Source organism: Pseudomonas sp. LBUM1673 (assembly GCF_059695645.1).
In genome coordinates, this window is sequence record NZ_CP166780.1 from 2,456,035 (window position 1) to 2,477,154 (window position 21,120).

Below are 21,120 nucleotides of genomic sequence, written 5' to 3' on the forward strand. Positions count from 1 at the left end.
GATGAGGAACCGTCTGATGGCCGGCAAAACGCTCTACGACAAGCTCTGGGATTCGCATTTGGTCAAGCAGCGCGACGATGGCTCGGCGCTGATCTACATCGATCGTCACATCATCCACGAAGTGACCTCGCCGCAAGCCTTCGAAGGCTTGCGCCTGGCCGGGCGCAAGCCTTGGCGCATCGATGCCAACATCGCGACCCCGGACCACAACGTTCCGACCACCCCGGAGCGCAAGGGCGGCATCGAAGCGATTGTCGACCAGGTCTCGCGTTTGCAGATTCAGACGCTCGACGATAACTGTGACGAATACGGCATCGTCGAATTCAAGATGAATGACGTGCGCCAAGGCATCGTCCACGTGATCGGCCCGGAGCAGGGCGCGACCTTGCCGGGCATGACTGTGGTCTGCGGCGACTCCCACACCTCGACTCACGGCGCGTTCGGTGCCCTGGCTCACGGTATCGGCACTTCCGAGGTCGAGCACGTGCTCGCCACGCAGTGTCTGGTCGCGAAAAAGATGAAGAACATGCAGGTCGTAGTCGAAGGCCAATTGCCGTTCGGCGTGACGGCCAAGGACATCGTCCTCGCCGTGATCGGCAAGATCGGCACCGCTGGCGGTAACGGCCATGCCATCGAGTTCGCCGGTAGTGCGATTCGCGACCTGTCGGTCGAAGGCCGCATGACCATCTGCAACATGTCCATCGAGGCCGGCGCCCGTGTAGGTCTGGTGGCCGCTGACGAAAAAACCGTGGCTTACGTAAAAGGCCGTCCATTCGCTCCGAAAGGCGCGGAGTGGGATTTGGCTGTCGAAGCCTGGAAAGACCTGGTTTCCGACGCGGATGCCAAATTCGACACCATCGTCGAACTCGACGCCACTCAGATCAAACCGCAAGTCAGCTGGGGCACGTCGCCCGAGATGGTGTTGGCCGTGGATCAGAACGTTCCCGATCCTGCGAAGGAAATGGACCTGGTCAAGCGCGACTCCATCGAGCGCGCCTTGAAATACATGGGTTTGACCGCCAATCAGGCGATCACCGACATTCAGCTGGATCGCGTATTCATTGGTTCCTGCACCAACTCGCGGATCGAAGACCTGCGCGCCGCCGCCGTGATCGCCAAGGGTCGCAAAGTGGCTTCGACCATCAAGCAGGCCATCGTGGTGCCGGGTTCGGGGTTGGTGAAGGCTCAGGCCGAATCCGAAGGCCTGGACAAGATTTTCCTCGAGGCCGGTTTCGAATGGCGTGAGCCGGGTTGCTCGATGTGTCTGGCGATGAACCCGGACCGTTTGGAGTCGGGCGAGCATTGCGCGTCGACCTCCAACCGTAACTTCGAAGGCCGTCAGGGCGCCGGTGGCCGTACGCACCTCGTGAGCCCGGCCATGGCCGCCGCCGCCGCGGTGAACGGTCGTTTCGTCGACGTCCGTGAATTGATCTAAAGGAGCGCAGCATGAAAGCTTTTACCCAGCACACTGGTCTTGTCGCGCCTTTGGATCGTGCCAACGTCGACACCGATCAGATCATTCCGAAGCAGTTCTTGAAGTCGATCAAGCGCACCGGTTTCGGCCCGAACCTGTTCGATGAATGGCGTTATCTGGATGTCGGGCAGCCGTATCAGGACAACTCCAAGCGCCCGTTGAACAAAGACTTCGTCCTCAACGCCGAACGTTATCAAGGTGCGAGCGTGTTGCTGGCCCGCGAGAACTTCGGTTGCGGCTCCAGCCGCGAACACGCGCCGTGGGCGCTGGAAGAGTACGGTTTCCGCAGCATTATCGCGCCGAGCTATGCCGACATCTTCTTCAACAACAGTTTCAAGAACGGCTTGCTGCCGATCATCTTGAGCGACGCTGAAGTCGATGAGCTGTTCAAGCAGGTTGAAGCTGCTCCTGGCTATGAGTTGCAGGTCGATCTGCAAGCCCAGACTGTGACCCGTCCGGACGGCAAGGTGCTCCGCTTCGAAATTGACGCGTTCCGTAAGCATTGTCTGCTCAACGGTCTGGACGATATCGGTCTGACCTTGCAGGACCACGAGGCGATCGCGACGTTTGAAGCCAAGCATCGTGCGAGCCAGCCGTGGTTGTTTCGCGATGCGTGATTTTGCGTAAGGCGTAATGACGCCTTCGCGGGCAAGCCTCGCTCCTACAGGGTTTAGAACCCACCATCGCGGATCGACTCGGTCCTGTAGGAGCGAGGCTTGCTCGCGAAGACGGCGGCACAAACACCACAAGACTCATCCCCAAAAGGAAGTCCACATGACCAGCAACGCCCAGCACAGTCAGGTAGTACAAAAACAATTCGGTGAACAGGCCTCGGCCTATCTGAGCAGCGCTGTACACGCTCAAGGCACTGAATTCGCGCTGCTACAGGCTGAACTGGCGGGGCAGGGTGATGCTCGCGTGCTCGACCTCGGTTGCGGCGCCGGTCATGTGAGTTTTCACGTGGCTTCGCTGGTCAAGGAAGTGGTGGCTTACGACCTGTCCCAACAGATGCTCGACGTGGTGGCCGCTGCTGCCGTCGATCGGGGCTTGAGCAACGTGTCCACCGTGCTCGGTGCCGCCGAACGTCTGCCGTTCGCCGATGGCGAGTTCGATTTCGTCTTCAGCCGGTATTCGGCGCACCATTGGAGCGATCTCGGACTGGCCTTGCGCGAAGTTCGCCGGGTGCTGAAGCCGGGTGGGGTGGCGGCGTTCATCGATGTGTTGTCGCCAGGCAGCCCGTTGTTCGACACTTACCTGCAAAGCGTCGAAGTGCTGCGCGACACCAGCCACGTGCGCGATTATTCTGCCGGTGAGTGGTTGCGTCAGGTCAGCGAAGCGGGGTTGCATGCCCGCAGCACTACGCGCCAACGGCTGCGTCTGGAGTACACCTCATGGGTCGAGCGGATGCGCACGCCGCAGGTAATGCGCGCGGCGATCCGCGAGTTGCAGCAATCGATGGGCAATGAAGTTCGCGAATATTTTGAGATTGAGGCCGATGGTTCGTTCAGTACAGATGTGCTGGTGCTGATGGCTGAACGATAAGCTCTGAAACATAAGCGCCGAGCGATAGAATTTTTCCGGGCGTGCCCAAGGGCGTGCCGACTGATGACATGAGGAAAGCATGAGCAAGCAGATTCTGATTCTCCCGGGTGACGGTATTGGCCCGGAAATCATGGCCGAAGCGGTCAAGGTGCTGGAGCTGGCGAACGACAAGTACAGCCTGGGCTTCGAACTGAGTCATGACGTGATCGGTGGCGCCGCCATCGACAAGCATGGCGTACCGCTGGCCGACGAAACCCTGGCCCGCGCCCGTGCCGCCGATGCGGTTTTGCTGGGCGCTGTGGGCGGTCCGAAATGGGACACTATTGAACGTGACATCCGCCCTGAGCGCGGCCTGCTGAAAATCCGTGCGCAACTGGGCCTGTTCGGTAACCTGCGTCCGGCGATCCTGTACCCGCAACTGGCCGAGGCTTCCAGCCTGAAGGCAGAAATCGTGGCCGGTCTGGACATCCTGATCGTCCGTGAACTGACCGGCGGCATCTACTTCGGCGCGCCACGTGGCGTGCGCGAACTGGAAAATGGTGAGCGTCAGGCCTACGACACCCTGCCATACAGCGAAACTGAAATCCGCCGTATCGCCCGTGTTGGTTTCGACATGGCGCGCGTGCGCGGCAAGAAGCTCTGCTCGGTAGACAAGGCCAACGTGCTGGCCTCCAGCCAACTGTGGCGTGAAATCGTCGAGCAAGTGGCCAAAGACTACCCGGACGTCGAGCTGAGCCATATGTACGTCGACAACGCCGCCATGCAACTGGTGCGTGCACCGAAGCAATTCGACGTGATCGTCACCGACAACCTGTTCGGCGACATTCTTTCCGACGAAGCGTCGATGCTCACCGGCTCCATCGGCATGCTGCCGTCGGCGTCGCTGGATGCCAACAACAAAGGCATGTACGAGCCGTGCCACGGTTCGGCGCCGGACATCGCTGGCAAGGGCATTGCCAACCCGTTGGCGACCATTCTGTCGGTGTCGATGATGTTGCGTTACAGCTTCAATCTGCAGGATGCGGCCGATTCCATCGAGAAGGCCGTGAGCCTGGTGTTGGATCAGGGCCTGCGCACGGGCGACATCTGGTCGGCCGGTTGCACCAAGGTCGGTACGCAGGAAATGGGCGACGCAGTAGTCGCCGCGCTGCGGAATCTGTAATCTCTCTGGCCCGCTGCAATTTTCAACCTTGAAAGCAGCGGCCCACTTTTTCAAGAAGGTGTAGTTGCGATGAAACGTGTAGGTCTGATCGGTTGGCGCGGTATGGTCGGTTCCGTGCTCATGCAGCGGATGCTGGAAGAGCAGGATTTCGATCTTATCGAGCCGGTGTTTTTCACCACTTCCAATGTCGGTGGCCAAGGCCCGTCCGTGGGCAAGGACATTGCTCCGCTCAAGGACGCTTACAGCATTGAAGAGCTGAAAACCCTCGACGTGATTCTGACCTGCCAGGGTGGCGACTACACCAGCGAAGTCTTCCCGAAACTGCGTGAAGCCGGTTGGCAGGGTTACTGGATCGACGCCGCTTCCAGCCTGCGCATGCAGGATGACGCGGTCATCGTGCTGGACCCGGTGAACCGCAAGGTCATCGACCAGCAGCTCGATGCGGGCACCAAGAACTACATCGGCGGCAACTGCACCGTCAGCCTGATGCTGATGGGCCTGGGTGGCCTGTTTGAAGCCGGTCTGGTGGAGTGGATGAGCGCCATGACCTATCAGGCGGCCTCCGGTGGCGGTGCGCAGCACATGCGTGAACTGATCAAGCAAATGGGTGTGACCCACGGCGCTGTCGCCGATCAACTGGCCGACCCGGCCAGCGCCATCCTCGACATCGACCGTCGTGTCGCCGAAGCCATGCGCAGCGACGCGTACCCGACCGAAAACTTCGGCGTACCGTTGGCCGGCAGCCTGATCCCGTGGATCGACAAGGAACTGCCGAACGGCCAGAGCCGCGAAGAGTGGAAGGCCCAGGCCGAGACCAACAAGATCCTCGGTCGCTTCAAGAGCCCGATCCCGGTGGACGGTATCTGCGTGCGCATTGGCGCCATGCGTTGCCACAGCCAGGCGCTGACCATCAAGCTGAACAAAGACGTGCCGATCGCCGACATCGAAGGGTTGATCAGCCAGCACAACCCATGGGTCAAGCTGGTGCCGAACAGTCGTGAGATCAGCATGCAGGAACTGAGCCCGACGAAAGTCACCGGCACCCTGAACGTACCGGTCGGCCGTCTGCGCAAACTGAACATGGGGTCGCAGTTCGTTGGTGCCTTCACCGTCGGCGACCAACTGCTGTGGGGCGCGGCCGAACCGCTGCGTCGCATGCTGCGGATTCTGCTTGAGCGTTGATCGATTGAAGTAATGAAGAACCCGCGCCTTGAAATAGGTGCGGGTTTTTTTATGGCGGGTTGTCTGGGGTTTGTCCTGTGCCTGGCGGGCCGCCTTCGCGAGCAAGCCCGCTCCCACATTGATTGTGTGAACACTGGAGATCAAATGTGGGAGCGGGCTTGCTCGCGAAGAGGCCGGTACAGCCAGCACAAATCCCCTGTCGAATTGCCTCACTGCCAACCACCCGGTAAAGTGCCGCTCCCCCCGTTTCGCCAGAGGTAGAACCATGAGCCAGTCCATCGATATTGCCGTGATCGGCGCCACCGGTACTGTCGGCGAAACACTCGTCCAGATTCTCGAAGAGCGGGATTTCCCGGTCGGTAACCTGCACCTGCTGGCGAGCAGTGAGTCGGCCGGGCATTCGGTGCCGTTTCGCGGCAAGAACGTGCGGGTGCGGGAAGTCGATGAGTTCGACTTCAGTAAAGTACAGCTGGTGTTCTTCGCCGCCGGACCGGCGGTGACCCTCAGTTTCGCCCCGCGCGCCACGGCCGCCGGTTGCTCGCTGATCGACCTGTCCGGCGCCTTGCCGGCCGATCAGGCGCCGCAAGTGGTGCCCGAAGCCAATGCCCAAATCCTGGAGGGTCTTAAGAAACCCTTCCAGGTCAGCAGCCCAAGCCCTTCGGCCGCGACGCTGGCGGTGGTGCTGGCGCCGTTGCTCGATGTGCTCGACCTGCAACGCATCAGCCTGACGGCGTGTCTGGCGGTATCTGCCCAAGGCCGCGAAGCCGTCACCGAGTTGGCCCGGCAAACCGCCGAGCTGCTCAATGTGCGTCCGCTGGAGCCGGCTTTCTTTGATCGGCAGATGGCTTTCAATCTGCTGGCGCAAGTCGGTATGCCTGATGAACAGGGTCATACGCTGCTGGAAAAACGCCTGGTGCGCGAGCTGCGTCAGGTCATGGCGCTACCTCTATTAAAGATTTCCGTCACTTGCATTCAAGCCCCGGTGTTTTTTGGCGATAGCTTTAGCGTGACCTTGCAGTCATCGAGCGTGGTCGACCTGGCGAAAGTCAACGCGGCACTGGAAGCAGCGTCCGGTATCGAACTGGTCGAGGCGGGCGATTACCCGACCCCGGTAGGCGATGCGGTAGGGCAGGACGTGGTTTACGTTGGTCGGGTTCGCAGCGGGATCGACGACCCGGCGGAACTTAATATGTGGCTGACGTCAGATAACGTACGCAAAGGCGCCGCGCTCAATGCTGTGCAGGTGGCTGAATTGTTGATAAAAGACCTGCTGTAAAAGATACTTGGCAACAATTTATCGAATGATTCTAGTCGAGCGCTATGCTGGGCTGGAATGCTTAAGGTGAGCCACCCCGCAGGGCTTCCCGTCGCATGAATGAAATGATCGCGCGCGACGACCCTTCGTCGCCGCGCGCAATGCCTTACGGCAGCGGTTATCAACACCTTCTCGCTGGCCGAGGAATGTTCAAACAAAGGATGAGGCTATGGTTCAAGTTCGCAAACTGGTGTTAGCAATAGCGGCCGCCTCGGCGCTGTCCTCCGGTATGGCGCATGCCCTCGGGCTCGGGGAATTGACCCTGAAGTCGACGCTGAACCAGCCTTTGGTGGCGGAAATCGAGTTGCTCGACGTCAAGGACCTCACGGCTGCCGAAGTGGTGCCGAGCCTGGCTTCGCCCGAAGATTTCGCCAAGGCCGGTGTCGACCGTCAGGCGTTTCTCAACGACCTGACCTTCACCCCGGTACTTAATGCCAGCGGCAAAAGCATCCTGCGCGTCACGTCCAGCAAGCCGCTCTCCGAGCCGATGGTGAAATTCCTGGTTCAGGTGATGTGGCCCAACGGTCGCCTGCTGCGTGATTACAGCGTGCTGCTCGATCCGTCCAAATTCTCGCCGCAGACCGCCGATGCCGCCGCGCAACCGGCGCCAGCCCAAGCGGTGACCGCGTCGGTTACCGGCGCAACCAAACCGTCGCAACACACCACCACGCCGCGAGATACCCTGTGGGAAATCGCCGCGAAGGCGCGTAATGGTGGTTCGATCCAGCAGACGATGCTGGCCATCCAGGCGCTGAACCCGGATGCGTTCATCGATGGCAACATCAACCGACTGAAAACCGGTCAGGTGCTGCGTCTGCCTGATCAGGTGCAGAGCACCAGCCTGGCGCAACCCAAGGCCATCGCTGAAGTCGCGGCGCAGAACACCGCGTGGCGCCAGGGCCGTCGCTATGTGGCGAAACCCGGGACCGGGCAGCAGCAACTCGATGCCACCAAGCGCGCTCGCGGTGAAGGTGCTTCGCCGCAAGCAGCCGCAGACAAGCTGAGCCTGGTCTCTGCCGACACCAGCAAGGGTGGCAAAGGTGCCGCAGGTGATGCGAAAGTCTTGAGTAGCAAGCTGGCGGTGACCCAGGAAAGCCTCGACACGGCTCGTCGTGACAACGCTGAGCTGAAAAGCCGTATGAACGATCTGCAAAGTCAGCTGGACAAGCTGCAGCGCCTGATCGAACTGAAAAACAATCAATTGGCCAAGCTGCAGGCCGAAGGTGGGGCAGGCGCACCGGCAGCTACGACTGCGCCGGCAATATCAGCTGAGCTGGCGGCCAGCCCTGCGACAACACCTGTGGACACGGCCCCGGCGCCTGAAGTGGTTCCGGCAGCGGTCGAGACACCCATCGAGCCGACGCCTGCGACGTCCGATGAGCAGAAATTCAACGAGCTGCTGACCAATCCAATACTGCTGGGTCTGGTGGGCGGCGGTGCGGTGGTTCTGCTGCTGTTGCTGTTGTTGCTGGCCCGTCGCCGCAAAGCTCAACAAGAGGCCGAAAAGCATCTGCGCATGGCCCGTGCCTTGGCTGAGGAACAAGAGTTTTCCACCGACCACGACCTGCCGGAAAGCAGCTTTGAAGGTCTGGAAGTTCCGCCGCCGAGTGTGAAGCTCACGACTGCACCAACACCTGCACCAGCCCCGGCCCCGGTGATTGCTCCGGTTGTAGTGACGCCGCCGATCGCTGCGCCACTGGTATCGCCTGCCGCCGAGCGTTCTGACGACGTACTGGCTCAGGTGCAGTCGCACATTGCAGGCGGTCGTCTGAATCAGGCCGCCGCATTGCTGGAAGACGCGATCAAGCAAGAGCCGCAACGCAGTGACCTGCGCTTGAAACTGATGGAAGTCTACGGTCAGCAGGGCGACCGCGATGCGTTCGTCGCTCAGGAACGTCAACTGGTGGCCAATGGCGACAACTTTGCCCAGGTCGAACAGCTGAAAAGCCGCTTCCCGGCAATGGCAGTCGTCGTTGCGAGTGGTTTGGCCGCCGCGGCGATCGCCGCCGAGCTGGATGCGCAGTACGTCAAGGAGCTGCTGCTGGACGAGCCGCAAGCCCCGGAACCGGCATTGGATGATGACTTCGACAGTGCCTTCGATCTGAGCCTGGATGATCTGGAGGCGGCTGCTCCTGTCGCGCCTGCCGTTGCGTCTGAACCTGCGCCAGAGCCAGAGCCTCTGGCTGAGTTGGACGATTTCCCGCTGGACGATGACCTGAGCTTTGAATCGGTGTTGCAGCAACAGACCGACATCAAGGAAAACCTCGACGACCTGTCGGACTTCGACCTGGACATGGACCTGGGTGGCGATACCTCGCCGGCTACCCTGGCCGAAGACGACTTCCTGCTGAGTCTGGATGACGACCTCAAGGACTTGCCGGCTGCCGAAACGCCGACCGTGACTGAGGCGCCGCTCGACGATCTGGAGTTGCCCGCAGACTTCGACCTGTCGCTGGCCGATGAAATGGATGCCGCCCCGGATCAGCCGGATGCCTTCGAAAGTGAGCTCAACGATGTCAATGCCGAGCTGGATCGTCTGTCCCAGAGCCTCGGTGAGCCGAGCTTCACCGCGGAAGATGCTTTGGCCTCTGCAGCTGATGAGCCGGACTTCGACTTCCTCTCCGGCACCGACGAAGTCGCCACCAAACTCGATCTGGCCCAAGCCTACATTGACATGGGCGATAACGACGGCGCTCGGGACATCCTCAATGAGGTGGTGACCGAAGGCGATGCCGGGCAGAAGAGCGAAGCCAAGGAAATGCTCTCGCGTCTGGCGTGAGTCATCGGTAAGGCGTAAACAAAACGGCAGCCCATTGGGGCTGCCGTTTTTGTTTTAGGGTTAATGCGATGCGCCAGTTGGATCGCCTTCGCGAGCAAGCCCGCTTTGATCGAGGGTGTCCGCATCATTTGATGCCTGGTACCAATCCCCCTGTGGGAGCGGGCTTGCTCGCGAAGGGGGTATCTCATTCAGCATCAATGTCGGCAGTAGCACCGGTCGGGTAGGGCGCAGAAAGCACGCAGCTCTGGCATCCCGGTCCAGCGGCCTTATAATGCCTGCCTTTGCGTAGATCAGCAGGCTGTCACCCCTTGGCAAATATAGATAATCCGGCCGCCGAAATGGCGGCCGACGGCTTTTTCCGGATCGCGTTGGGCGTTGAATACAAAGGTTCGCGTTATCGCGGCTGGCAGCGTCAGGCCTCCGGTGTGGCCACGGTGCAGGAAATCCTCGAAAAGGCCTTGTCCAAAGTCGCCGACTCGCCCGTGTCGCTGCATTGCGCCGGGCGTACCGACGCCGGTGTGCATGCTTGCGGCCAAGTGGTGCATTTCGACACCCAGGTCGAGCGTTCGATGAAGGCCTGGGTCATGGGCGCCAACATCAACTTGCCTCACGACATCAGCGTCAGCTGGGCCAAGGTCATGCCGGCGCATTTCCATGCGCGGTTCAAGGCCATTGCCCGTCGCTATCGCTACGTGATTTATAACGATCAGATCCGCCCGGCGCATCTGAATGAAGAAATTACCTGGAACCACCGTCCACTGGACGTCGAGCGCATGTCCGAGGCTGCGCAGTATCTGGTCGGCACTCACGACTTCAGCGCATTCCGTGCCGGCCAGTGCCAGGCCAAGTCGCCCGTCAAGGAGCTGCATCACCTGCGCGTCACCCGTCACGGTAAAATGATCGTGCTGGATATCCGCGCCAGCGCGTTCCTGCACCACATGGTGCGCAACATCGCCGGGGTGCTGATGACCATCGGTGCTGGCGAGCGTCCCGTGGAGTGGATGAAGGAAGTCCTGGAGAGTCGCGTTCGTCGTTCCGGCGGGGTGACGGCCCATCCGTTCGGCCTGTATCTGGTGCAAGTCGAGTATCGCGACGAGTTCGAATTGCCCGAGCGTTACATCGGCCCGCACTTCCTCACCGGTTTCTCGGAACTTGACGGCTGACGCCCTCGAACGCTTTTGTTACCATCCGGGACTTTCCCGGATTTGCCCTGAGGTTCTATCGACATGTCGGTCGTTCGCAGCAAAATTTGTGGGATTACCCGCATAGAAGATGCGTTGGCGGCGGTTGAGGCCGGGGCCGATGCCATCGGATTTGTGTTCTACGCCAAAAGCCCACGGGCCGTGACGTTTCAGCAGGCGCGCTCGATCATCAATGCACTGCCGCCGTTCGTGACCACCGTGGGTTTGTTTGTCAACGCCAGCCGCTGCGAGTTGGGGGAGATCCTCGACGCCGTGCCGCTGGACCTGTTGCAGTTCCATGGCGACGAAACCGCGGCCGACTGCGAAGGCTGGCACCGGCCGTACATCAAAGCGTTGCGGGTCAAGGCCGGTGATGACATTGCGGCGGGTTGCGATGCCTACGCAAGCGCCAGCGGGATCTTGCTCGACACCTATGTCGAAGGCGTGCCGGGCGGAACCGGTGAAGCGTTCGACTGGTCTCTGATACCGCAAGGTTTGAGCAAGCCGATCATCCTCGCTGGTGGTTTGACACCGGACAACGTCGCCGAGGCGATTGCCCGGGTCCGGCCTTACGCGGTGGACGTCAGCGGTGGGGTAGAGGCAAGCAAGGGCATCAAGGATCACGCAAAGATTCAGGCATTCATCAAAGCGGTACGCAGGATGTGACGGCTGGCACACTGCCGCCGTCCACAGGCATGGCTGAGGATTTTTGGGTTGTACGCAGGTCGCGTTTAGCTGATCCGGCAACCAATCGATCATCGCCGCACACATGAATTTAGCTCAAGGGCATACGCGGGGCTGCGAACCAGAGCGTTCGGGCCGCCGGTACTGGAGAAAGAAAGCATGAGCAACTGGTTAGTAGACAAACTGATCCCTTCGATCATGCGTTCCGAGGTCAAGAAGAGCTCGGTGCCTGAAGGTCTGTGGCACAAGTGCCCGTCTTGCGAGGCGGTGCTGTATCGTCCCGAGCTGGAAAAGACCCTGGACGTTTGCCCCAAGTGCAACCACCACATGCGTATCGGCGCCCGCGCCCGTATCGACATCTTCCTCGACGCTGACGGCCGTGCCGAACTGGGCGTGGACCTGGAGCCGGTTGACCGTCTGAAGTTCCGCGACGGCAAGAAGTACAAGGATCGCCTGAGCGCTGCACAAAAGCAGACCGGCGAAAAAGATGCACTGATCTCCATGAGCGGCACCTTGCTGGGCATGCCGGTGGTGGTGTCGGCCTTCGAATTCTCCTTCATGGGTGGCTCGATGGGCGCCATCGTCGGTGAGCGCTTCGTGCGCGCTGCCAACTACGCCCTGGAAAACCGTTGCCCGATGATCTGCTTCTCCGCCTCCGGTGGTGCGCGGATGCAGGAAGCGCTGATCTCCCTGATGCAAATGGCCAAGACCTCCGCGGTGCTGGCGCGTCTGCGTGAAGAAGGCATTCCGTTCATCTCGGTACTGACCGACCCGGTCTACGGTGGTGTTTCCGCCAGTCTGGCGATGCTCGGCGACGTGATCGTCGGTGAGCCGAAAGCCCTGGTCGGTTTCGCCGGTCCGCGCGTGATCGAGCAAACCGTTCGCGAAAAGCTGCCGGAAGGCTTCCAGCGCAGTGAGTTCCTGTTGGAGCACGGCGCGATCGACATGATCATTCATCGTCAGGAACTGCGTCCGCGTCTGGGCAACCTGCTGGCACAAATGATGGGCCTGCCGACGCCAAAATTCGTCGCCGCACCGATCGAGCCGATCGTGGTTCCGCCGGTACCTACGAACATATGACCGAGCGCACCCTCGGCGAGTGGCTCGCCTACCTTGAGCAGTTGCATCCTTCGGCCATCGACATGGGGCTGGAGCGTTCGCAACAGGTAGCGTCCCGCATGGGACTGGGCAAGCCGGCGCCTCGGGTGATCACGGTCACTGGCACCAACGGCAAGGGTTCTACTTGCGCATTCGTGGCTTCGTTGCTGCGGGCGCAGGGCCTGAACGTGGGTGTCTACAATTCTCCGCACCTGCTGCGTTACAACGAGCGGGTGCAGGTCAATGGTGTCGAAGCCACTGACGCCCAGTTGTGCGAAGCCTTCGCAACGGTCGAGGCGGGTCGGGGCGACACTTCCCTGACTTACTTCGAAATGGGCACCCTGGCGGCATTCTGGCTGTTTCAACAGGCAGGGCTTGATGCGGTGGTGCTGGAAGTCGGCCTGGGCGGGCGTCTGGACACGGTCAACGTGGTGGATGCCGATATCGCGCTGGTGACCAGCATTGGTGTCGATCATGCAGATTACCTGGGCGATACCCGCGAATCCGTGGCCTTCGAAAAGGCCGGCATTTTCCGCCAGGGCGCGCCTGCGCTCTGCGGCGACCTGAATCCTCCACAACCGTTGCTGGATAAAGCGCGCGAGCTCAATTGCCCGTTTTTCCTGCGTGGGCGCGATTTCGACCTGGGTATCACCGATCACAACTGGCAATGGCGCGGCGTTGATGCGCAAGGGCGTGCAGTCGAGTTGCATGATCTGCCATTGCTCGATCTGCCGATGGAAAACGCCGCACTGGCATTACAGGCTTACCTGCTGCTCGGCTTGCCTTGGTTGGATGCGCAGATTATTGATGCCCTGAAAGCGACACGCGTGGTTGGTCGTCTTGATCGCCGTCAGTTCGACTGGCAGGGCAAGCGTCTGAATTTGTTGCTGGACGTGGGGCACAACCCTCATGCGGCAGAATATCTGGCCCGTCGTCTGGCCAGTCGACCACTGGCCGGCAAGCGTCTGGCGGTGTTCGGGTTGCTGGCGGACAAGGATCTGGATGGTGTTGTCGGTGAATTGAATGCTAGTGTCCAGCATTGGGCTGTCGCCCCGCTGGATTCGCCGCGGGCGCGGCCCGTTGCGCAGTTGCACGCGGCGTTGCAGGGCCTTGGTGCCTCGGTAACGTCTTATGACTGCGTGGCTGCCGCGCTGGAAGGGCAGTGCGCGCAGGCGACGAGCGACGATGAGATTCTGTTGTTCGGATCATTTTATTGTGTCGCCGAGGCCCTTCAATGGCTGGCCCGGCACTCCACGGAGGAAGCGGCAAATGGCTTTGCTGGATAAGGCGTACAAGCAGCGCATGGTTGGTGCCCTGGTGCTGGTGGCGCTGGCGGTGATTTTCCTGCCGATGCTGTTTTCCCGTCAGGACGAGCAGCGTCAGGTGACGGTCGACGCGCCTGCGGCACCGCACGCGCCCGCAATGCCGCAAGTGCAGGTCGAGCCGGTGGTGGTGCCTGAACCGCAGGCGTTGCCGCAGGAACCCGTGCCCAGCGACGACGAAATTGCCGAGCAGCAAGCGCCATCGGCACCGATTACGCCAAGCGCCCCCGTGGCGCCAGCGCTGCCGACTGCCAAACCGGTTGCACCGCCTGCGGCGCCAGTCGCCAAGCCAGTGCCGGCACCTGCCCAGCCAATCGCTGTTGCGCCGACCAAGCCGGTCACCACCCCGAGCCGCGTCGATGCCAATGGCCTGTCGGTCAGCTGGTCGGTGCAACTGGCCAGCCTGTCGAGCCGTGAGAGCGCTGAAAGTCTGCAGAAAACCCTGCGCAGCCAAGGCTATAACGCCTATATTCGCTCCGCCGATGGCAAGAATCGGGTGTTCGTCGGACCGCTGATCGAGCGTGCGGAGGCCGACCGTCTGCGTGACTTGTTGAGTCGCCAGCAGAACCTCAAGGGTTTTGTGGTGCGTTTCCAGCCTGAGCGCGGTTAACGCCGACGTCTCTTTGTAGCAGCTGCCGAGGCTGCGTTCGGCCGCGAAGCAGTCGTAAACCCGGTTTTTATGGTGTATCTGATACACCGCAGCGTCTGATTCTGCGACTGCTGCGCAGCCGAACGCAGGCTTCGCCAGCTGCTACACGGGGCGGGCGCAGCCTCGGCAGGGCAAAACTATCGTCCCGATTTGAAAAGCACCGACAATCTCAGCTTACCGACAGCCATGGGCTCTGCTAAAATGCGCCGCCTTATCTGTCTGTAGGCTGCACTGTGCCATTTACCTGGGTTGACTGGGCGATCGTTGCAATCATCGCCATCTCCGCTTTGATCAGTCTGAGCCGTGGCTTCGTCAAAGAAGCACTCTCGCTGCTGACCTGGATCATCGCAGGAGCCGTTGCCTGGATGTTCGGTGGCTCATTGTCCGAGTACCTCGGCGGATACATCGAAACACCGTCGGCTCGCGTGATCGCGGGCTGTGCCATCATGTTTGTCGCCACTTTAATCGTAGGCGCAATGATCAATTATCTTATCGGCGAATTGGTTCGCGTCACCGGGCTATCCGGGACCGATCGATTCCTCGGCATGGCCTTTGGCGCAGCGCGTGGCGTGTTGCTGGTGGTCGTGGCAGTCGGGCTGTTGAGCCTGGGGCCGGTACAGCAGGACGGGTGGTGGCAAGAATCACAGCTCGTGCCAAAATTTCTATTGGTCGCAGACTGGTCCAAAAACCTGATCCTCGGGTGGAGCAGTCAGTGGCTTGCCAGCGGAATCAGCGTACCCGCTGATATACCGTTCAAGGAACACCTCGTGCCGATGGCCAAAACGCCTCAGTGAGTTGTGTTCAGTTCAGATCCATTAAGTAGGGGTTGCGTCGCATGTGTGGCATCGTCGGTATCGTCGGTAAGTCGAACGTCAATCAGGCGCTGTATGACGCGCTAACCGTCCTCCAGCACCGCGGCCAGGACGCTGCCGGTATCGTGACCAGTCATGATGGCCGGTTATTCCTGCGCAAGGACAATGGCCTGGTGCGTGACGTGTTCCATCAGCGTCACATGCAGCGCCTGGTCGGCCACATGGGTATTGGCCATGTGCGTTACCCGACCGCGGGCAGCTCGACCTCGGCCGAAGCTCAACCGTTTTACGTCAACTCGCCGTACGGCATCACCCTGGCGCACAACGGTAACCTGACCAACGTTGAACAACTGGCCAAGGAGATTTACGAATCTGACCTGCGCCACGTCAACACCAATTCCGATTCGGAAGTGCTGCTCAACGTGTTCGCACACGAGCTGGCCCAGCGCGGCAAGTTGCAGCCGACCGAAGAAGACGTGTTCGCTGCCGTCACCGACGTGCACAACCGTTGCGTCGGTGGTTACTCGGTCGTTGCGATGGTGACCGGTTACGGTATCGTCGGTTTCCGCGATCCGCATGGCATCCGTCCGATCGTCTTCGGTCAGCGTCACACCGACGAAGGCGTCGAGTACATGATCGCCTCCGAAAGCGTTTCGCTGGATGTACTCGGTTTCACCCTGATTCGCGATCTGGCACCGGGCGAGGCGGTCTACATCACTGAAGACGGCAAGTTGCACACACGTCAGTGCGCGACCAACCCGTCGTTGACTCCGTGCATTTTCGAACACGTTTACCTGGCGCGTCCGGACTCGATCATGGACGGCGTTTCGGTTTACAAGGCCCGTCTGCGCATGGGCGAGAAGCTCGCCGAGAAGATCCTGCGCGAGCGTCCGGATCACGACATCGACGTGGTTATCCCGATTCCGGACACCAGCCGCACCGCGGCCCTGGAGCTGGCGAACCACCTGGGCGTCAAATTCCGCGAAGGCTTCGTGAAGAACCGCTACATCGGCCGGACCTTCATCATGCCGGGGCAGGCTGCCCGGAAAAAATCCGTACGCCAGAAGCTCAACGCCATCGAGCTGGAATTCCGCGGCAAGAACGTGATGCTGGTGGATGACTCCATCGTTCGCGGCACCACCTGCAAGCAGATCATCCAGATGGCTCGCGAAGCCGGCGCCAAAAACGTCTATTTCTGCTCCGCGGCACCGGCGGTGCGTTACCCGAACGTCTACGGCATCGACATGCCGAGCGCTCACGAACTGATCGCTCACAACCGTTCGACTCAGGACGTTGCCGATCTGATCGGCGCTGACTGGTTGATCTATCAGGACCTGCCTGACTTGATCGAAGCGGTCGGTGGCGGCAAGATCAAGATCGAGAAATTCGATTGCGCGGTGTTCGACGGCAAGTACGTGACCGGTGACGTCGACGAGGCTTACCTGGCCAAGATCGAGCAGGCGCGAAACGATGCCTCCAAGGTCAAGACCCAGGCAGTCAGTGCGATCATCGATCTGTACAACAACTGAGTAACTACCGGCCCTGAGGGGCCGGTTTTGTATCTATTAAAGAGCAAGGCAAGGAGTGACAGCATGAGTCAGGATTGGGATGCCGGTCGGCTGGACAGCGACCTCGATGGCGTAGCGTTCGATACCCTGGCCGTACGCGCCGGTCAACACCGCACGCCGGAAGGCGAACACGGTGATCCGATGTTCTTCACTTCCAGCTACGTATTCCGTACTGCCGCCGACGCGGCTGCTCGCTTTGCCGGGGAAGTGCCGGGCAACGTTTACTCACGCTACACCAATCCGACCGTGCGTGCGTTCGAAGAGCGTATTGCCGCGCTGGAAAGCGCTGAGCAAGCCGTGGCCACTGCCACCGGCATGGCCGCGATCATGGCGGTAGTGATGAGCCTGTGCAGCGCCGGCGATCATGTGCTGGTTTCGCGGAGCGTGTTCGGCTCGACCATCAGCCTGTTCGAAAAGTACTTCAAGCGCTTCGGCATCGAAGTTGATTACGTACCTCTGGCTGACTTGTCTGGCTGGGATGCGGCGATCAAGGCCAACACCAGGTTACTGTTCGTCGAGTCGCCCTCCAACCCGCTGGCCGAGTTGGTAGACATCAAAGCGCTGTCGGAAATTGCTCACGCCAAAGGTGCGATGCTGGTGGTCGACAACTGCTTCTGCACCCCTGCATTGCAGCAACCGCTGAAGATGGGCGCGGACATCGTCGTGCACTCGGCGACCAAGTTCATTGACGGCCAGGGCCGTTGCATGGGCGGCGTTGTCGCCGGCCGCAGCGAGCAGATGAAAGAAGTCGTTGGTTTCCTGCGCACCGCCGGGCCAACCCTGAGCCCGTTCAACGCCTGGATCTTCCTCAAGGGCCTGGAAACGCTGAGCCTGCGCATGAAGGCGCACTGCGCCAATGCCCAGCAATTGGCGCAATGGCTGGAGCAACAGGACGGCATCGAGAAAGTCCATTACGCCGGCCTCAAGAGCCATCCGCAGCACGAACTGGCCCAGCGTCAGCAGAAGGGATTCGGTGCGGTCGTGAGTTTCGAGGTCAAGGGCGGCAAAGAGGGTGCCTGGCGCTTTATCGATGCGACTCGCCTGATCTCCATCACCGCCAACCTGGGCGACAGCAAAACCACCATCACTCATCCGAGCACCACCTCTCACGGCCGTCTCGCGCCGCAAGAGCGTGAAGCGGCGGGGATCCGGGACAGCCTGATCCGCATTGCGGTCGGTCTGGAAGATGTGGCAGACCTGCAAGCCGATCTGGCACGCGGGTTGGCCGCCCTGTGATCGAGTTGTCCATGCCGACCACGGGCACCCATGGCCGCGTCGCGCTGGTCACCGGTGCTGCGCGCGGCATTGGCCTGGGCATTGCGGCCTGGTTGATCTGCGAAGGCTGGCAAGTGGTGCTGACCGATCTGGATCGGGAGCGCGGTTCGAAAGTGGCGAAGGTGCTTGGCGAGAACGCCTGGTTCATCGCCATGGACGTCGCGAATGAAGCCCAGGTGGCACTGGGTGTGGCCGAGGTGCTGGGGCAGTTCGGACGTCTGGATGCGCTGGTGTGCAATGCAGCGGTGGCCGATCCGCACAACATCACCCTGGAAAGCCTCGATCTGGCCTACTGGAACCGGGTGCTGGCGGTAAACCTCAGCGGGCCGATGCTGTTGGCCAAGCACTGCGCGCCGTACCTGCGCGCTCACAGTGGCGCCATCGTCAACCTGGCCTCGACCCGTGCCGCGCAGTCAGAGCCCGACACAGAGGCCTATGCGGCGAGCAAGGGCGGCCTGTTGGCCCTGACTCACGCCTTGGCCATCAGTTTAGGGCCGGAGATTCGCGTCAACGCGGTCAGCCCGGGCTGGATCGATGCACGAGACCCGGCGGCACGACGTGCCGAGCCGCTGACCGACGCCGATCATGCACAGCATCCGGCGGGCAGGGTAGGGACGGTCGAGGATGTGGCGGCGATGGTGGCTTGGTTGCTGTCGAAGAATGCCGGTTTTGTCACGGGCCAGGAGTTCGTGGTCGATGGTGGCATGACCAAGAAGATGATTTACAGCGAGTAACCCTGACAGACGTAGCCTGCATTGATGTTGAATGTGCTGCCGTCTTCGCGAGCAAGCCCGCACACAGTTGATTTTCGTCGAGCACAGAACTGATGTTCACTGCAGAACCCCTGTGGGAGCGGGCTTGCTCGCGAAAGCGGTCTGACGGTGTATGACATGATTTTGTCTTTTTCAGAAAAACTTCAAGCGGGGTATTGACTTAGCTTCGGTACCTGCGTAAATTTCGCGGCCTCAGAGAAGCAAAGGGTGATTAGCTCAGCTGGGAGAGCGTCTGCCTTACAAGCAGAATGTCGGCGGTTCGATCCCGTCATCACCCACCACTTCTTGAGACTCTTGCGTAAGCAAGAGGGAAGCTGAAAAGCCTCCACCGACGCGCAGCGGTAGTTCAGTCGGTTAGAATACCGGCCTGTCACGCCGGGGGTCGCGGGTTCGAGTCCCGTCCGCTGCGCCATATTTTCCGAGTCAGGTTTGCCTGGCTCGAGATTGAAAAGCCTCGAAGCTTTCAATCAGACAAGTTACTTGAGCGTCAGCTCAAAGCGATACGCAGCGGTAGTTCAGTCGGTTAGAATACCGGCCTGTCACGCCGGGGGTCGCGGGTTCGAGTCCCGTCCGCTGCGCCATATCTGCCTCAAGGCCCACTGAACGCCTTGAAGCTACGAAGCAAACTACTGGTAGAGCCAGTGTTTACTTCGAGTCGATAGCAAAGACCCTGGTCGAAAGACCGGGGTTTTTTGTGTCTGCGATTTGGTTATTTCTCTCTGATGTTCTTCCCGCCAAACCTTTCTGCGCACCAATTGCATAAAGGACTTGGTTCATAGCTCCGACATTAATTAGAATCACTCTCATTTACGATAACTCCTTGGCACAGGGCTTCTTGAGATGAGTGATGCAGCGATGCCGAAGGAGCAAACCTTCCACGACCTGTACCGCGATCACCGTGGCTGGCTGGAAGGCTGGTTGAGAAGACGCATGGGTAATGGCTGTGATGCGGCGGACCTGAGCCAGGATACGTTTCTGCGTTTACTCGCCAGCTCTCAACGAATTGCCGATCTGCAGGAGCCCCGTGCCTATCTGCTGACTGTGGGCAAACGGCTGCTGAGTAATTTCTATAAGCGTCGAAGCCTCGAGCAGGCTTATCTGACGGCGCTGGCGGCGTTGCCGGAAGACTGTGTGCCATCGCCCGAGCAGCGCTGGTTGTTGCTCGAAACCCTGCAAGCCCTGGATGAGCTGCTCGATGGATTGCCAGTGGCAGTGCGCAGGGCGTTTCTCTGGAGTCAGCTGGAAGGCTTGAACTATCAGCAAATCGCCGAGCGCCTGCGGGTGTCGGAACGCACGATCAAACGCTACATGGCGCACGCCTACGAGCATTGCCTGTTGGTGGAACTGTGAACAGTCCGGTGCCCGATGCCCGTCAGGTCGTGCGAGCTGCCGCGCAGTGGCTCGCATTGCTGCAATCTGGAAGTTTCAGTGAGCAGGATCGTGCGAATCTGCAGCGTTGGCGCGACAGCTGCGTCAGTCATGAGCAGGCCTGGCAGAAGGCTCAAGCCTTGCGACAGCGGTTTGCCGATCTGCCTTCAGCGTTGGCGCTGCAAAGCCTGGATCGCCCCGAGCCGGGGCGGCGAGTCGTGCTCAAGCGCGCATTGGGTACGGTGGCGTTGGTGCCGGCGGCTTGGCTGATCAGCCGACAATTGCCTCTGGATGTCTGGCGAGCCGATCTGCATACGGTTACCGGGGAGCGCAAACAGGTGCAGCTCGCTGATGGCAGTTCCTTGCGGCTCAACACGGCCAGTGCCGTCGATGTGGATTTGCAGAGCCGTCGCTTGAAGTTGATTGAGGGCGAGCTGTCGCTGAAGGTACCGAGCGCGTCGCCGCTGACGATCCAAACGAAGTTTGGGCAGATCATCGTCAGCCAAAGCGAAGTCTGTGTTCGTCAGGATGCGCGCGGTTGCCGCGTGTCGGTGTACAGCGGCGCCGTGCAATTGCAGCCTTTGCAGGGGTCAGCGTTGGCTTTGCACAGTGGTCAACAAGTCAGTCTTCAGGCCGCCGGTGTCGGGCCGATCAGCCCCTTCGATGTGCTTGCGCCAGGTTGGCGAGAAGGGGTGCTGATGGCGAAAAACCAGCCGCTGGGGGATTTCCTGCGTGAACTCGGCACTTATCGACCGGGTGTGCTGCGCTGGGAACCGGAGCTTGAAGCGTTGTGTGTCACCGGCAGTTTTCGCCTGGACGACACCGATCGCGTCCTCGCGTTGCTCGCGGCCAGTCTGCCGCTGGAGGTGCATTCGCGTACGCGATATTGGGTTACGTTGCTGCCGCGTAAAAATAGTGTGTGAAGCCTGTCCCCTT

At 60.5% G+C, this 21,120-nt stretch carries 18 protein-coding genes and 3 tRNA genes; all 21 read left to right on the top strand.

The window, feature by feature from the left end; all coding sequences use genetic code 11:
• The first annotated feature begins 16 nt into the window (after nucleotides 1-16).
• The 21 genes from leuC (at nucleotide 17) to ACA044_RS11180 (ending at nucleotide 21,107) form a co-directional block, all read left to right on the top strand.
• Entirely contained in the window at nucleotides 17-1,435 is a 1,419-nt protein-coding gene (leuC, locus tag ACA044_RS11080; protein WP_497446369.1) for a 3-isopropylmalate dehydratase large subunit, read from the top strand.
• Nucleotides 1,436-1,446: 11 nt separating this feature from the next.
• Nucleotides 1,447-2,091 carry a 3-isopropylmalate dehydratase small subunit gene (leuD, locus tag ACA044_RS11085; protein ID WP_497446370.1) on the top strand — a complete coding sequence of 215 codons (645 nt, stop codon included), beginning with the start codon at nucleotides 1,447-1,449 and terminating at the stop codon, nucleotides 2,089-2,091.
• A gap of 157 nt (nucleotides 2,092-2,248) precedes the next feature.
• Nucleotides 2,249-3,016 carry a class I SAM-dependent methyltransferase gene (locus ACA044_RS11090; RefSeq protein ID WP_497446371.1) on the top strand — a complete coding sequence of 256 codons (768 nt, stop codon included), beginning with the start codon at nucleotides 2,249-2,251 and terminating at the stop codon, nucleotides 3,014-3,016.
• Nucleotides 3,017-3,095: 79 nt separating this feature from the next.
• A complete protein-coding gene (gene leuB / locus ACA044_RS11095; protein WP_497446372.1) occupies nucleotides 3,096-4,178 on the top strand; it encodes a 3-isopropylmalate dehydrogenase in 1,083 nt (360 codons plus the stop codon).
• Between the two features lie 69 nt (nucleotides 4,179-4,247).
• On the top strand, nucleotides 4,248-5,360 hold the full coding sequence (asd, locus tag ACA044_RS11100) for an aspartate-semialdehyde dehydrogenase (RefSeq protein WP_497446373.1): 1,113 nt from the start codon (nucleotides 4,248-4,250) through the stop codon (nucleotides 5,358-5,360).
• Between the two features lie 265 nt (nucleotides 5,361-5,625).
• A complete protein-coding gene (locus ACA044_RS11105; RefSeq protein ID WP_497446374.1) occupies nucleotides 5,626-6,636 on the top strand; it encodes an aspartate-semialdehyde dehydrogenase in 1,011 nt (336 codons plus the stop codon).
• 208 nt (nucleotides 6,637-6,844) lie between these two features.
• Nucleotides 6,845-9,454, top strand: coding sequence for a FimV/HubP family polar landmark protein (locus ACA044_RS11110; protein WP_497446375.1), 2,610 nt, complete (start codon nucleotides 6,845-6,847; stop codon nucleotides 9,452-9,454).
• Nucleotides 9,455-9,792: 338 nt separating this feature from the next.
• Nucleotides 9,793-10,617 carry a tRNA pseudouridine(38-40) synthase TruA gene (gene truA / locus ACA044_RS11115; protein ID WP_497447204.1) on the top strand — a complete coding sequence of 275 codons (825 nt, stop codon included), beginning with the start codon at nucleotides 9,793-9,795 and terminating at the stop codon, nucleotides 10,615-10,617.
• Between the two features lie 63 nt (nucleotides 10,618-10,680).
• Nucleotides 10,681-11,301, top strand: coding sequence for a phosphoribosylanthranilate isomerase (locus tag ACA044_RS11120; RefSeq protein ID WP_497446376.1), 621 nt, complete (start codon nucleotides 10,681-10,683; stop codon nucleotides 11,299-11,301).
• A gap of 177 nt (nucleotides 11,302-11,478) precedes the next feature.
• Nucleotides 11,479-12,399, top strand: a complete 921-nt coding sequence (gene accD, locus ACA044_RS11125) for an acetyl-CoA carboxylase, carboxyltransferase subunit beta (RefSeq protein ID WP_497446377.1) — start codon at nucleotides 11,479-11,481, stop codon at nucleotides 12,397-12,399.
• Nucleotides 12,396-13,703, top strand: coding sequence for a bifunctional tetrahydrofolate synthase/dihydrofolate synthase (gene folC / locus ACA044_RS11130; protein ID WP_497446378.1), 1,308 nt, complete (start codon nucleotides 12,396-12,398; stop codon nucleotides 13,701-13,703). The genes accD and folC overlap by 4 nt, the downstream gene beginning before the upstream one ends.
• Nucleotides 13,687-14,349 carry an SPOR domain-containing protein gene (locus ACA044_RS11135; RefSeq protein ID WP_497446379.1) on the top strand — a complete coding sequence of 221 codons (663 nt, stop codon included), beginning with the start codon at nucleotides 13,687-13,689 and terminating at the stop codon, nucleotides 14,347-14,349. Before folC ends, ACA044_RS11135 begins: the two co-directional genes overlap by 17 nt.
• A gap of 272 nt (nucleotides 14,350-14,621) precedes the next feature.
• Complete coding sequence (locus ACA044_RS11140) at nucleotides 14,622-15,182, top strand: CvpA family protein (protein WP_497446380.1); 561 nt, start codon at nucleotides 14,622-14,624, stop codon at nucleotides 15,180-15,182.
• 41 nt (nucleotides 15,183-15,223) lie between these two features.
• Nucleotides 15,224-16,729 carry an amidophosphoribosyltransferase gene (purF, locus tag ACA044_RS11145; protein ID WP_497446381.1) on the top strand — a complete coding sequence of 502 codons (1,506 nt, stop codon included), beginning with the start codon at nucleotides 15,224-15,226 and terminating at the stop codon, nucleotides 16,727-16,729.
• 63 nt (nucleotides 16,730-16,792) lie between these two features.
• A complete protein-coding gene (locus ACA044_RS11150) occupies nucleotides 16,793-18,004 on the top strand; it encodes an O-succinylhomoserine sulfhydrylase (protein ID WP_497446382.1) in 1,212 nt (403 codons plus the stop codon).
• A gap of 11 nt (nucleotides 18,005-18,015) precedes the next feature.
• Complete coding sequence (locus ACA044_RS11155) at nucleotides 18,016-18,777, top strand: SDR family oxidoreductase (RefSeq protein ID WP_497446383.1); 762 nt, start codon at nucleotides 18,016-18,018, stop codon at nucleotides 18,775-18,777.
• 244 nt (nucleotides 18,778-19,021) lie between these two features.
• Nucleotides 19,022-19,097: transfer RNA gene (locus ACA044_RS11160), tRNA-Val, on the top strand.
• A gap of 54 nt (nucleotides 19,098-19,151) precedes the next feature.
• A tRNA-Asp gene (locus ACA044_RS11165) sits at nucleotides 19,152-19,228 on the top strand.
• A gap of 92 nt (nucleotides 19,229-19,320) precedes the next feature.
• Nucleotides 19,321-19,397, top strand: a tRNA-Asp gene (locus ACA044_RS11170).
• A gap of 259 nt (nucleotides 19,398-19,656) precedes the next feature.
• Nucleotides 19,657-20,166 carry a sigma-70 family RNA polymerase sigma factor gene (locus ACA044_RS11175; RefSeq protein WP_497446384.1) on the top strand — a complete coding sequence of 170 codons (510 nt, stop codon included), beginning with the start codon at nucleotides 19,657-19,659 and terminating at the stop codon, nucleotides 20,164-20,166.
• A complete protein-coding gene (locus ACA044_RS11180) occupies nucleotides 20,163-21,107 on the top strand; it encodes a FecR domain-containing protein (protein ID WP_497446385.1) in 945 nt (314 codons plus the stop codon). Before ACA044_RS11175 ends, ACA044_RS11180 begins: the two co-directional genes overlap by 4 nt.
• Nucleotides 21,108-21,120: the final 13 nt, after the last annotated feature.